This window comes from Leifsonia sp. NPDC014704 (genome assembly GCF_043083605.1).
In the GTDB taxonomy this organism is placed as follows: domain Bacteria; phylum Actinomycetota; class Actinomycetes; order Actinomycetales; family Microbacteriaceae; genus Leifsonia.
In genome coordinates this window covers 2,307,747-2,321,611 of sequence record NZ_JBIBYW010000001.1, presented here as the reverse complement: position 1 = coordinate 2,321,611, position 13,865 = coordinate 2,307,747, and the positions used below count along the sequence as shown (strand labels likewise).

Annotated in this window: 8 protein-coding genes; 4 read left to right on the top strand and 4 right to left on the bottom strand. The window is 62.2% G+C overall.

Features of this window, described 5'->3' with window-relative positions:
• The first annotated feature begins 28 nt into the window (after positions 1-28).
• Both ACF1AJ_RS11125 and ACF1AJ_RS11120 read left to right on the top strand, forming a co-directional pair.
• Positions 29-1,906 carry a glycoside hydrolase family 36 protein gene (locus ACF1AJ_RS11125; protein WP_391507368.1) on the top strand — a complete coding sequence of 626 codons (1,878 nt, stop codon included), beginning with the start codon at positions 29-31 and terminating at the stop codon, positions 1,904-1,906.
• 419 nt (positions 1,907-2,325) lie between these two features.
• Positions 2,326-6,303 carry a discoidin domain-containing protein gene (locus ACF1AJ_RS11120; protein ID WP_391507367.1) on the top strand — a complete coding sequence of 1,326 codons (3,978 nt, stop codon included), beginning with the start codon at positions 2,326-2,328 and terminating at the stop codon, positions 6,301-6,303.
• A gap of 124 nt (positions 6,304-6,427) precedes the next feature.
• Here the strand turns inward: ACF1AJ_RS11120 and ACF1AJ_RS11115 are convergent, their stop codons facing one another.
• From ACF1AJ_RS11115 to ACF1AJ_RS11105, 3 genes are all read right to left on the bottom strand, one after another.
• Positions 6,428-7,225, bottom strand: a complete 798-nt coding sequence (locus ACF1AJ_RS11115; RefSeq protein WP_391507366.1) for a carbohydrate ABC transporter permease — start codon at positions 7,223-7,225, stop codon at positions 6,428-6,430.
• Positions 7,226-7,272: 47 nt separating this feature from the next.
• Complete coding sequence (locus ACF1AJ_RS11110) at positions 7,273-8,016, bottom strand: carbohydrate ABC transporter permease (protein WP_391507365.1); 744 nt, start codon at positions 8,014-8,016, stop codon at positions 7,273-7,275.
• Between the two features lie 227 nt (positions 8,017-8,243).
• The gene (locus tag ACF1AJ_RS11105; protein ID WP_391507364.1) at positions 8,244-9,500 is read right to left on the bottom strand and encodes an extracellular solute-binding protein; all 1,257 of its coding nucleotides are present in this window, start codon (positions 9,498-9,500) and stop codon (positions 8,244-8,246) included.
• 228 nt (positions 9,501-9,728) lie between these two features.
• Here ACF1AJ_RS11105 and ACF1AJ_RS11100 point away from each other — a divergent pair, with 228 nt between their 5' ends.
• Positions 9,729-11,648: a glycoside hydrolase family 127 protein gene (locus tag ACF1AJ_RS11100; RefSeq protein ID WP_391507363.1), complete on the top strand. Its 1,920-nt coding sequence runs from the start codon at positions 9,729-9,731 to the stop codon at positions 11,646-11,648.
• Between the two features lie 45 nt (positions 11,649-11,693).
• Positions 11,694-12,707: a LacI family DNA-binding transcriptional regulator gene (locus ACF1AJ_RS11095; RefSeq protein ID WP_391507362.1), complete on the top strand. Its 1,014-nt coding sequence runs from the start codon at positions 11,694-11,696 to the stop codon at positions 12,705-12,707.
• A gap of 744 nt (positions 12,708-13,451) precedes the next feature.
• Here the strand turns inward: ACF1AJ_RS11095 and ACF1AJ_RS11090 are convergent.
• Complete coding sequence (locus ACF1AJ_RS11090; RefSeq protein ID WP_391507361.1) at positions 13,452-13,760, bottom strand: hypothetical protein; 309 nt, start codon at positions 13,758-13,760, stop codon at positions 13,452-13,454.
• Positions 13,761-13,865 lie beyond the last annotated feature (105 nt).

Below are 13,865 nucleotides of genomic sequence, written 5' to 3'. Positions count from 1 at the left end.
GACGAGCCAGGCGTACGTTCGCTCAGCTGTGGGTGACCGCCTCCGCGTAGTCGAGCACCGCATCCTGGAGCATGACGGTCACCAAGAACTCGTCGTCGCACAGGCCGACCCTGTCACGGGGCTCACTGCGCAGACGATCATCCGGCGCCCGAACAACACTGCCGCGTACTCTTTCCAAACCACCGTCATCAACGATTCCAAGAGCGCGGTCACAATCACCGCGCTGAGTTCACTCACGCTGGGTTTCGCACAAGACGAGGAAGAACTTGACCACGTCTCGGTCAGTAGCGCGCGCAGTGAATGGTTGGCCGAGAACCGGTGGGAGCAGACACCGGTTCGAGCGCATCTTCCCCGACTGAATCTGGCCTTCCACGGTCAGGACGGCCGTGGACACTATGGCGTCACCAGCCACGGCGCATGGTCATCGGGAGAACACCTGCCTGCGGGCATACTGCAGCGTACCGATGGCGCGGCGCTCGCCTGGCAGGTGGAGACGAGTGGACCCTGGCACTGGGAATTGTCGCAAGCCCGCGACGGCGGAGTCCTGACGGCCCTGGGCGCCACCGACCTCGAGCATCACTTCGCTGTGACTCTGCAGCCGACAGAGACCTTCACCGGTGTTCCAGCCACGGTCGCGGTGAGTGCGGGTGGGCGCGATGGTGCGATCGCCGAACTGACCCGCTACCGCCGCTGGCTGCGCGAACGCAGCGATGGACTTGACGGCTTGCCCGTCGTCTACAACGACTTCATGAACACGCTGATGGGTCAGCCTTCCACGGAAGCGCTGATGCCGCTGATCCAGTCGGCGGCCGAAGCTGGTGTCGAATGCTTCTGTATCGACGCAGGCTGGTACGCAGACCCGGCAATCGGTGACTGGTGGGCGACCGTAGGTGAGTGGAGGGAATCACCGCAGCGGTTCACGAACGGAATGCGGGAAGTGATCGACGCGATTCACGCGCATGGGATGCGAAGCGGAATCTGGTTGGAGCCGGAGGTTGTCGGCGTCAACAGCCCGATCGCTGAGCGGCTCCCCGAAGAGGCGTTCTTCCACCGGTTCGGCCAGCGCGTCGTCGAACACGAGAGATACCAACTCGACTTTCGGCACCCCGCGGCTCGAGAGCACCTCGATCGGACGGTTGACGAGTTGGTCGGGAGCTACGGAATCAGCTACTTCAAGCTGGACTACAACATCAACCCCGGTGCCGGCACCGAGCAGGATGCATCCGGGGCGGGTGCAGGCCTGCTGGCGCACACGCGCGCCCTGACGGACTGGATAGCGGGAATCCGAGCGAGGCACCCCTATGTCAGCATCGAGAACTGCAGCTCAGGCGCAATGCGCGCCGACTACAACCTGCTAGCGGTCACGCAGCTGCAGTCCACAACCGACCAGCAGGACTTCCGGCTCTATCCCCCTGTGGCAGCATCGGCGCCAGCGACGATCGTCCCGGAACAATGCGGAAACTGGGCCTACCCGGCGGTCGAGATGAGCGCCGAAGAGGTGCAGTTCACTCTTATCACGGGGCTCTCCGGCAGGTTGTACCTCTCAGGCTTCCTGCACGACCTGGAAATCACCGCCAGGGCACTCGTTGCGAGAGCGGTAGCCGTTCACAAGGCGTGGAGGCCCTGGCTGTCACGCAGTGAACCGTTCTGGCCGCTGGGCTTCCCGGCCTGGGATGACGAGTCGGTGTGCCTGGGACTCACCGACGGCACCGTGACAAGAGTCTTCGTTTGGGATCGCGCTGAAAACAGCCGGGAGATCGTCCTGCCCGGCGTGGCTCGCGGAAGAAAGGCAAGCGTTGTGTCGCTAGCCAGCACAGAAGAGCAATGGGCCGTGCGCGCAGAGGGTGAGGATCTCGTGGTCAACACGGTTCCTGGCTTCACGGCGCGCGTCATCGAACTGCGATGACGTCTGGGGGCCTCGTCCGCGCGAAGTGACAGGGCTCGATCAGGGCATGCTCTTGACCCGCCTCTGGACCCGTGAGACACTTCGTTGCGGATAACGTTATCCATGCGAGCGCGATCGGCGACGAAGCCGCGCAGCATCCAACGGAGGAGAAACGCATGTTCGCACTGCGCAGCAGTAACGCGCGAACGCTGGCAATCTTCACGGCCACGGCAGCTCTCGCGGTTGGGGCACTCGTCCCCACCCAAGCGGCAGTCGCCGACACCGGAGATCCAGCGGTCAGCGACGCAGTAACCATAAACACCACCACGAGCTCCGCAGGCTTCGTGCACCCCGGAATCGGAGTAGACGCCGCAAGCCTGGAGAACTCGCGAACACAGCTTCTAGCGGGCGCCGCGCCCTGGACTGACTACTTCCACGGAATGGTGGTCACCAAGTACTCCAGTCTCACTCTCGGCTCTGCAAACCAGGGCGCTGGCGACGGCGTGCCAGCCACCAACTCCTTCGACAACGTCGGCGTCAGCGACAGGCTCTTCGCCGACTCCAGTGGCGCTTACACACAGTCGGTGCTTTACTACCTCACCGGAAACCCCGTCTACCGCGAGAACGCGATGAAGATCATCCGGATCTGGAGCCACATGGATCCGACCAAGTACAAGTTCTTCGCCGACGCGCAGATCAAGACGGGCCCGTTCGTGTACCGGCTCATCGCCGCCGCTGAACTCCTGCGTTATACCTCCGCGCTGCCCACCGCCGACGGTTACAACACCGCCTGGACGGACCAAGACACGGCCGACTTCAGCGCGAACTTCGCCGTCCCCGCCGTGCAGACATTCAACTATGGCAACGCCTGGTACATGAACCAGGGAACGCTGCCGTTGCTCGGGGCGATGGCGAGCTACATCTTCGCCGACAATCGTGCTCGCTACAACGAAGGCGTGGAATGGTTCACGGTGAACTCGACCGCACCGGACCAGGACGTCAACGGGGCTCTGTCATCCATGTACCGCCTCATCGACAAGAGCGACCCACGCAACCCCTATGGCAAGACGTTCATCAACCATATCGAGATGGGCAGAGACCAGGCCCACGCCGGCGACGACGTGCTCACCCTCACCACCCTCGCACGGATCGTGAACACGCAGAAGACGTTGCTCGACCCGAGTACGGGAACGGTCTCCACCAAGAAGAACGCCGTCGACCCCTACACGTTCATGGGGAATCGGCTCCTGGCCGGATCGAACGCGTTCGTCGGCTTCATGATGGGCTACAGCGTTCCGTGGATCGACATCACGCAGCAGGGCGGTTCGCTCGCCCAGTCGTACCGAGGCCGGTGGAACAACTCGCTCAACGAGCTCTACCACATCTACCAAGACGTCGAGCATGTCGACGTCGCCAAGGTCGCGCCATACATCGCCCAACAGTACGAGCAGCGCGACGGCCCCCTTTACTACAACTTCAACGTCAACGAAGTCGGTACGGCGGTCGGCACCGACGGGCTCCAGAGCTTCTGGGGAGGCACGCTCACCGGCGATGACTACTGGCTTTCTCTGCCCAACGCCGCCAAGGGTGAGAGCGAGCCAGCGCCGCAGAAGAACGTGTCCTTCGTGCAGAAGGCATCCGTAATCAGCGGGAAGGCGACGACGGTCACCGAAGGCGACCGAACCTTCCTGAGCACGCAGGTGAAAGCAAAGCCGGCCGTGATCGCCGTGCGAACCATGCAGTATGGCGCCCGTACCGGCTACAGCCCGGTCGCGATCGAAGTGCGTACAAACTCGCTGTCGACGCTTGACGTCCGGCGGACCGCGGAATCGGCTCCTTACACCACCATCACGGTCCCCAACACCAACGGAAAGTGGAGGACGATCACATACGATCTGAACACCAGTGTGGTTCCACTGGCGGCGATGGGCGACAACAACATCGTCTACTACTCCTTCACCGGGGCCAAAGGTACCGTCGACCTCGACTACGTCATCCCGAATGCGGCGAGTACGGTGACTCCGCCGGTGTTCCCGCAGGGGTACAGCACCACTCTCGTAGGGGTACAGGGCGCGCAGTTGTCCGTGGACTACTCCGCCAAGGACTCATCCGCGACCGACACCGTCGGGTACTCACTGTCCGAGGCGCCGAAGGGGGCGGTGGTGAACCAAGCCACTGGTGCATTCCTCTGGACACCGACAGCAAAGCAGGTCGGTGACAACACCGTCGTCGTTCAAGCGGACGATGGAAGCACGGACACTGCACTGAACGTTCGTGCGCGGATCGCCGCCGACCGGAACGGTGCCATCGCGCTGGCCCAAGACGGATACGATTCGTCGACCACGTACACGACGGTCAGTAAGGCACCGTTCGACGCTGCCGTCGCCGACGCGAAGTCGGTCGCCGCCTCCGGGAGCGACGCGGCATTCCTCGCAGCAGTGGCGAAGGTTCAGACCGCAGTCACGCAGCTGCAGTTGCTGAACCCGCGACTCTCGGACGGGACGCTCGACTATCGAGCGATCGCGACGTCGTCTCTGGGATCCCAAACGCTGGCGAACCTGGTCGACAACGACAGCTACACCTTCTCCGGCGACCTGTCGGTCACCTCGTTCACCGTCGACTTCGGCTCCGGGTATCGGGTGGAGGCGAGCGCGTTCGGTATCCAGGCACGACAGACATTCGGTAACCGGTCACAGGGCAGCAACGTGTACGGCTCGAACGACAACGTCACGTGGACCAAGCTCACCACCACGATGACGACGAACACGAACGATATGGAGACCCTCCCGGTGGACCCATCTCTGGCCGGGAAGAACTTCCGCTTCTTCAAGGTGCAGGTCGACCAACCGGGTGCGCCGACGGACCCGAACTTCCCTGGCATCTTCAGTGTCGCGGAGTTCCACATCCACGGTGACCGGGTCGAAGCTGTCGACCGGATCGCGACCGCCACCATCACTGCGAACGACCCGGTGCCCGGGATCGCGACCAATGGCGACATCGTGACGGTTGCCTTCACCACCACCGAGCCCGTCACCAACGTGTCCGGAACGATCGAGGGTGCGCAGGCGACGGTCAGCGGAGGCGGTACCTCGTGGACCGCCAGTGCGGTCCTGCCCGACACCATCCCGTCCGGTCAGTACGCGGCGTTCTCCATCGGCTACACCACTGCCGACGGGCGAACCGCTGACCCGCTGGTCGTGAGTACCGACGGTTCGAAGCTGTTTCTGTCCAACTCCGCCGGTCTCGTCACCAATGTTCCCGGGACCACCACCACCGTGGGTCCCGACGGTGAGGTCGAAGCGTCCAAGGTGCCGTTCGTGGCCAAGATGTTCGACAACAACGCGACCACCTTCTCCGACGTCGGACCGGTCAACGGGCAGTACTACATCACGCTCGACTTCGGTGAGGGTGGTTCCCTCGCGCTCGACCACGCGGACCTGCTCGTCCGCCAGGACAACAACGGCACCAGCCGCGCACCGAACCTCCACATCGAAGGGTCCAACGACCAGTCGACGTGGGCTGTCGTGACCAACAATGCCAAGAGCACCCTCGACTGGCAGGCTTGGGGCCTCCGGCCCGGCACGACGCCAACGGCGTACCGTTACCTCCGGATTGTCAATACCAACTGGATCAATATCGCGGAGCTCCGCCTGTTCGGCACCCGGGTTCCGCCGCTGGCGAGTTCGGTCGTCGCCGCGCACATCGGCTCGACCGGCCCGGTAGCCGGCCGCGCGGTGAAGGGAGACACCGTCAACGTGGACTTCACCACGTCCGAGGCGATCACGAACGTGTCCGGAACGATCGACGGCAAAACAGCGACGATCACCGGTTCGAGAACAAGCTGGCACGCGTCGTTAGCGCTCGCGTACGACTCACAGCCCGGGCGGAAACTCCCGTTCCGCATCCAGTACACCGGTACGGCACGGGAGGCGCGCCAAGCCCTCGTGCGAAGCACCGACGGCTCGACTGTGTTCCTATCCTCGGACGTGAACCTCATCCAGAACGCCGCCACCGCCCCGGTCATCTCGCCGACCGGCGCAGCTGAGCCGGCGAAGCAGGCGTACGTCAACAAGATGTTCGACAACAACTCGACGACGTTCTCCGACATCGGACCGGTCAACGGGCAGTACTACGTGATCTTTGACTTCGGCGCCGGCCACGCAGTCATGCTGGATCACGCCGACCTGCTCGTCCGTCAGGACAATAACGGGACCGCGCGAGCGAGCAACCTTCACCTAGAGGGCTCAAACGATCTGTCCACGTGGACAAGAGTGACGAATAACGCGGTGGGTGCCCTGCCCTGGCAGAACCTCGCTACCCCTACCGGGGCGACGGCCACCGGCTACCGGTACCTGAAGATCGCCAACACCGACTGGATAAACATTGCGGAGCTGAGGCTCTTCGGAATCGCCGGCTGACCATAGCTCGGACGCGTGGCCTCCCAGCGAAGTGGAGGCCACGCATGTTCCAGACGCGCAGAGGAGGTCTCACGCCAATTCCTGCGCCTTGACTCCGGCTTCTCCTCGCTGCACGCTGAAGTAGCTATTTGACTGCCCCTACCGTAAGTCCCTCCTTGAGGAGGCGGTAGCTGAAGACAAAGAGCAACAGGATGGGGATAGAGGTGATGACGCCCAGAGCCATCAAGCCCGGCCAGTTGATGCCATACGACGAGACCTGTTGTGCCAACAGTGCACTCAACGGATAGTTTCCGGGCGTCGTGAAGAAGTTGATCGCGTAAAGGAACTCTCCCCACACGATGAGAAAGACGAGTGTCCCTGTCGTCGCGACGCCATTGCGGACCACCGGCAACACGATAGACCAGAAGGTCCGGAACGAGTTCGCGCCGTCTACGGCAGACGCCTCTTCGAGGGCTTCTGGAACCGATCGGAAGAACGGCCGCAACAGAATGATGGCGAACGGGGTCATCAACGCGGCGTCAGCCAGAACGACCGCGCTTAGGGAATCAAGAATGCCGGCTCTCCCGAACACTTGGAACAGAGGAATGACCTGCGCGGTCTGCGGGATCATCTGGAACACGATGAGCGCACCGAGCGCCAGTGTCGGCCAGAAGCCACGGATCCTCGCCAGCCCGTACGCGGCGGGGACGGCGACGACCAGGGTTAACGCTGTGGCCAGAACCGTTATGAGCAGCGATTGCCGGAGCGCATCGAACAGCGAGTCGTTGATCGCCGCCGCGTATGCGTCGATGGTGGGAGTGAAGAATATCGCCGCGTCGGGACGGAAGACGTCGCTACTCTTCTTCAGCGAAGTCAGCAGGATCCATGCCAAAGGGACCAGGTAGACAACGGCTAAGATCACACGGATGATGACGGAGCTCACCGAGGTCCGCCGCAATCGGTGGCGCCGACGGGGGGATGTAGCGAGTGTCATTCGGACTCCTCCTTGAGCACGGTACGGGAGTAGACCACGGCGAGGACGATCACGAGCACGACCGCCAGGAGGGCGGTCGCGGATCCTTGGCCGAAGTTGTATTGGACGAACGCCTGCAGATAGCTCAGATACGGAAGCGTCTGGGTCGACGTTCCAGGACCTCCCTGAGTCATGACGTAGATGAAGTCGAAGCTGCGAAACGCGTAGACGATCGTCAGGACGGCGAGGACGATGGTGGTCGGACGAAGAGCGGGAAGAATCACGTGCCGCACCTCCTGCCACGGACTCGCCCCGTCCAATTGGGCCGCTTCGAACTGTTCACCAGGGATATTGAGTATGCCGGCGCGGAACACCAGGGTATTGAATGGGACGACCGCCCAGCAGTTCACGAGAGCGACGGACAATAGGGCGATGTTCTGGTCGTAGAGGAAACCCATCGGCGACAGTCCCACGAGATGGAGGACCGAGTTGAACAGGCCCTCCTGCGCGAATAGAAACTTCCAGACGCTTCCATTGACCACAGGCGGCAGCGCCCAGATGAACACCATCAATGCCAGCAGCGCGCCAGAGCTTCGTGACGTTCCCCGCAAGGCAATGGCAGCAGCGACGCCGCCGACCAATCCGACGACTGTGACGATGAGAACGAACACGATCGTGTTGCCGAGTCCATGCTGAAGAACTCCGCTGGTGACGCCGTCGGTGAAGTTCTGCAGTCCCACCCAGGGCCAGTCGGAGTTCATCGTTTGGAGCGTTACTGCGCTGAACGCCATCCGAACTAGCTGTGCGAACGGGTAAACGGAGAGCGCGGCTAGAAGCACCGCGGCTGGGACGCAGTAGACCCAGCGGCTTACGCCGGACCGCCGGCGACGGGCAGGGGGTGCCGAAGTTGACGCCAGTTTCTCTGAAGATCGCCTTCTTGACTGAGTGGTGGTCGTCATCATCGACACTCCCTTTCCGTTTGACAGGACTACTTCAGGAGCGGCTGCAGCTGCTTCAGGAAGCTCGATGCAGCCTCACTCGGCGACTGCTGACCGCCTAGGGCAGCACTCCAGGCCGCGCCGTTGTCCTGGTAGACGGTGTCGATGTTTTTTGAGGGAATCGCAATGTCGGGGAACGGGGCACCTTGCTTGGAGATGGCTGTGGCGAGCTGGCTCAGGTACGGGTCGCTCGAGATGGAGGTATCTGCGGCGGCATCCTTGCGGGTGGGGATGCTTCCAACTGACTTCAGTGCGGTCAGCTGGCCGGCCTTGCTGTAGAAGGTCGACTGGAGGTACTTCCACGCCAGGGTGGGGTTCTTGCTGAACGCGCCTATACCTTCGGCCTCCCCGCCGAGATACACCTTTCCTGTGTCGCTGAGCGGAAGGGGAACCACACCATACTCGAAGTTTGCATCCTTCTTGATTGCGGCCAGCTGCCAGTTTCCGTTCTCGGCGAAGGCAATACCACCCGCGGTGAATTTCGAGAATGGAACGTTCTGGTCCCACGTCGAAACTTCGGGGGAGACGTAACCGTCCGTGACCCATTTTCGCGCCGTGGTGAACGCGTTGGTGAGCGCGGACTGCTGCGGGTCGTCGTAGGAGAACCCTGCGCTGGTCAGCCACGGGAAGGCCTGGAAGGCGCCCTGCAGGTTCGGCTGACCGGCTAGGGTCATTCCGCCAAACCCGGCCGACTTGGCCTTTGCCATCGCCGAGTTCAGCTCATCGAGGGTTGTCGGCGGTTTTACGCCGATCTTGTCGAGGATTGTCTTGTTGTAGTACAACCCGAGCGTGTTGACGTAGCCCTGCACGGAGTAGATCTTGTTGGTGAGCTTCGCTATCGAGCCGGCCGCGAATTGGCTCGCGTCGCTGAACGCGGACCACTCCTTGCCGAGCGGGGCCAGCGCGCCCGCCGCGGCGAGCGTGGTCGCGCTGTAGCCGTCGAAGACGACGACATCGGGACCGGATTTTGTGCCGACTGAGGCGACGAGTTTGGCGTTCAGCTGATCGTGGGGCACGTAGACGTTGTCCACCTTCACGCCGGGGTTGTCCTTCTCGAAGGCCTTGCCGAAGTCGTCGAGCATTCCTACTTGGGTACCAACGCTGTAGTAGTGCCAGACGGTGAGGGTCTTGCTGGAGTCGCCGTTGGCGCTCGAGCAGCCTGCCAGTGCTGCGGCGGCGAGGGACAGGCCCACGACAGCTGCTGCTGCGCGTCGGAAACTGCCGCGCGATTTCGGGTTGCGGTGCATTGCTCACTCCTTTGTCGATGCTGTGACGCGGGTAAGAGACCCGCGTACGTCCGCGATGATGCGTGCATGATCGAAATTACCGAAAGCGAATTCGAAAAGCAAGGAGCGACTTGTGGCCCCTGAAAACTGGGGCAGAGGTCGCGTAGCCTGGTGCATTCGGATCGGGTTTCGAAATTTAACGAAATCGCTTACGATGTAACTACGACGCTGTTCGATCGAGGAGGATGAATGTCCAGTGCAGTACCCACCCGCCCGCATCAGGTAGGAGCAACCAGCACTGCGCGGCCGAGTAGTGGCACTCTCGAGCCTCTCGGCGTCCGAACGGTTCAGATCACGTCAGGTTTTTGGGCGCAGAGGCAAGCGCTGAACGTCGACGCGATCATTCCACACGCCGCGGGTTGGGTTGAGCGCTTGGGGTGGTTGGGCAACCTCGAGGACGCTGCGGCAGGCAAGCGTTACGATCACCGAGGACGCGAGTTCGCCGACTCCGAGATTTTCAAGCTGATCGAAGCAATGTCATGGGAGACCGCTCGCGCGGGCGAGCGGTCCGAGCTCAATGAAACTCTGGACCGCTTTCTTGATGCAGTAGTTGGGGCTCAGGATCCGGACGGTTACCTGCACACATTGTTCGGTAGGGCATGGCAGGCTCCGCGATATTCGGACTTCAAGTGGGGTCATGAGCTCTACTGCTTCGGCCATCTCATGCAGTCGGCTGTGGCGCATTACCGTGCTACCGGATCCCGGCGCTTTCTCGATGTGGCCGTGCGCCTTGCAGACCACGTCTGCGTGATGTTTGGACCGGACGGGCTGAATCAGGTGTGTGGGCATGCAGAAATCGAGCTTGGTCTGACGGAGCTCTATCGGGTCACGTCGAATCGCCGCTATCTTGATCAGGCCGCGCTTTTCATCGAACGACGGGGAACTGGCACGCTCCCGCTTTTCGAATTCGGACCGGCATTCTGGCAAGACGACACTCCTGTGCGCGTTGCCGATGTGCTGCGCGGTCACGCTGTGCGTGCCTTGTACCTGGCCGCGGGTGCGGTCGACGTCGCCATTGAGACCGGGGATGCCGATTTGCTCGGCGCCCTCAAGGTCCAGTGGGACAACACGGTTGCACGCAGAACCTACATCACGGGTGGGATGGGGTCTCACCACATGGACGAAGCATTCGGTGAGGACTTCGTCCTTCCACCTGACCGCTCGTATTGTGAGACCTGCGCCGGTGTCGCTGCGGTCTTGTTCAGTTGGCGGCTGCTTCTTGCGACAGGTGACGCGAAGTACGCCGATCTGATCGAGCGAGTTCTCTATAACATCGTGGCAACCTCTCCTTCCGAGGCCGGTACGTCCTTTTTCTACGCAAACACGCTGCACCAACGTGTGGACCACGCGGTTCCATCGCTCAACGAGGACGGAGTCGTGATTCGCGGTGGCGCTGCAGGGAGGCAGCCCTGGTACGAGGTCTCATGCTGCCCTCCGAACGTCGCTCGATTGCTTGCCTCGCTGGGGGACTACCTGGCCACCCAGTCGACGCAAGGGATCCAGATCCACCAGCTTGCGAGCGCTACGATCCGAACCGACTCGGCTGCTGTTGAAGTCACGACGAACTATCCTGCGGATGGAACCGTCCGGGTGCGCGTGGCAGACGCGCCGGTGGAAGGCGTGACAGTCAGCATCCGGGTGCCCGCTTGGGCTCGGTCTGCGACCCTGGCGTTCCGCGACGAGACCCGTGCGACGGGCAACGGCTACATCACCGTCGGCGAGCTAGTCGCCGGCGAGGAGTTCGTTCTCGAAATCCCGATGGATGTTCGCGTTACACGAGCGGATCGACGTATCGATGCGGTGCGGGGAGCGGTCGCGTTCGAACGTGGACCTGAGGTCTTCGCCCTGGAATCGGTGGACCTGCCCGAGAACTGGTCCATCGACGAAGTCGTAGCCGACGCACTGAGTGCTCACTTCGATGGTGAGACTCTGCGTGTGACGCTCGACGGTACCCGGGGTCACGCCAACGTCGATGGTTGGCCATACGGTACTCGTGATGAGGGAACAGTCGAGGAACGCGTCGAAGTCGCGCTTGTGCGATACCACGCTTGGGCCGAGCGGGGTCCGGCTACGATGCGAATCTGGATCCCGGAGAGTGGCCGGCGATAGGGGTGCCGTATATTCAGTGCGAGCCACGCGATTAGAGAGGGCACGATGACCACGGCGAAGGACGCGGGCGTCAGCCTCGCTGACGTCGCAAAGCGGGCAAATGTGTCACAGGCAACCGCGTCGAAGGCGCTTAACGCCAAATTCGATGTCAGCCCAAAGACGCGCGCCCGTGTTGAGAGAGCTGCCCGAGAGCTCGGATACGTTCCCAACACCCTCGCGCGTGGTCTAACGGGCGGCAGAACCGGAACCGTCGGAGTAATCACGAGCGACCTGGATGGTCGCTTTGCGCTGCCGATCCTGATGGGCGTAGAGGACGCGCTTGGCGCAGACAGGGTGTTCGCATTCCTTTGCGATGCGCGAGGGGATGACCTGCGAGAGCGGCAGCTGCTCAAATCGTTGATCCAGCGTCGCGTCGAAGGCATCATCATCGTTGGCAATCAGACCGATGAGCGGCCGTCGTTGGGTCAAGATATCGGTGTCCCGATCGTCTACGCCTACTGCATGTCCGACGACCCGCGAGACCGTTCTATTACGGTCGACAACTACCAGGTCGCGTCTGTCGCGGCCCAGCATTTGATTGACATCGGGCGTCGTCGCATCGCTCACATCTCGGGCGAAGCTCCGCACTCGGCTGCTCGGCGACGTAAGGACGGAGTCGTCGACACCCTCGCGTCGAGCGGCCTTGAACTCAGCGGGGAGCCACTTTTCGGAGACTGGTCAGAGGGGTGGGGGCGCGCGGCCACGGCGATGGTCCTTGACCGCAATCCAGAGATCGACGCGATCCTGTGCGGGAGCGACCAGATTGCTCGTGGTGCGCTTGACGTGCTCAGAGAGCGCAACATCAGTGTGCCGCAGCAGATCGCGGTAATTGGCATCGACAACTGGGAGTTGCTGGCTGCCAATTCTCGTCCATCTTTGACGACGGTCGATCTAAATCTGGAGCGACTCGGCCGAATCGCTGCGCAGTGCCTGTACGACCCGGATGCTGCCGATCGTTCGGGAATCAGCTACGAGCCGGGCGCTATTGTGATTCGCGATTCCACAATTCCTCGATACTGAGCCGTGCGGGAACGGCGGAGCCGTGAACTTGAGTTGGCGCATCGAGATATTGGGAAGTGACATCTAGTGGTGGGGATTGTGTCGTTCGACAGTGATTGACGGGCGACACATCCTTGGCTTAGAAGAGGCTCGGGACGGGGTCGCTGCATCTGCATCGATCAGATCCCCAAATACGCCGAGTGACCGTGCGGTGATTCAACGGAGATCGTGTCCCGTCAAGCTAGCGCGCTGGGCGGCAGGACTGTCCCCATCCGCCGGTCTGGAGGTGATCGAGGAGGAGGCGTGCGGCGCGGGGACCGGTCGTATCGGATGTCATCCTCGACCGACGACAATCTCTTCGACACTCCACCGCGCCCAACCCGTTTCAGTGTTGCTTGCGACTAAGCGAGTCGAGTCTTTCGGGCTGCTGAACCATGTCGGAGCCGCACGGAGGCGGCACAGTCCTAGCAGGATGGAACGCCTTCGATGTGCAGTCTGTCTATGTATTCCTTCCGGGCCGGCAGCCGCCCATAGCGTGCAGTTGCCGTGCCCTTAATACGCTATTCGCAGACTCCATTCGCATCGCTCCGTGCGCCTAACGGTCGCTCCTTCCGGGCACTGCGCTGCCGCGCCGGCTCTCGATGTTGTGCCGGAACGGCACGAAATGATCGATTAGCGAAGTGGTTGTAATGCGGGTTATCACCATTGACACCAGGAACATGAGCCCGGAACTGCAGGAAGGGCTCATCGGTGTGGTGGGGCCGATCAGTCCGTGCGTGAAGGAAAGCAGGAGTGCATAGAGTCAGTTTCGCGATACGCGCGCTCGGCGGTCAGTTGCAGCCAGCCGATCTCGGCCGTCCGGGTCTCGTCGGCTGTCGTCCGCAGGTGCAGCGAGACATCGCCGATCACGACACCCTCTCGTTCGATCGCAAGGACAAGCAGGTCGCCGGGCCGGCGCAGCGCGACGTGACGTGTCCTGTCATGGAAGTGGCTCGCGACACCGTTCGTCGTGCGGATCGGCCAGTCGAGCCCGTGGCGGATCGATTCGCAAGTCGGCGGCCGTGCGCCAGGCACGAAGTGCAGCGGTGAGACGCTGCAGGGGAATACGCGGTGCGACCGTGGTCATGGAAGCTCCTCTCCGCCGGCCACGATAGGAAGCCATTCCATGCCTCTTCTATG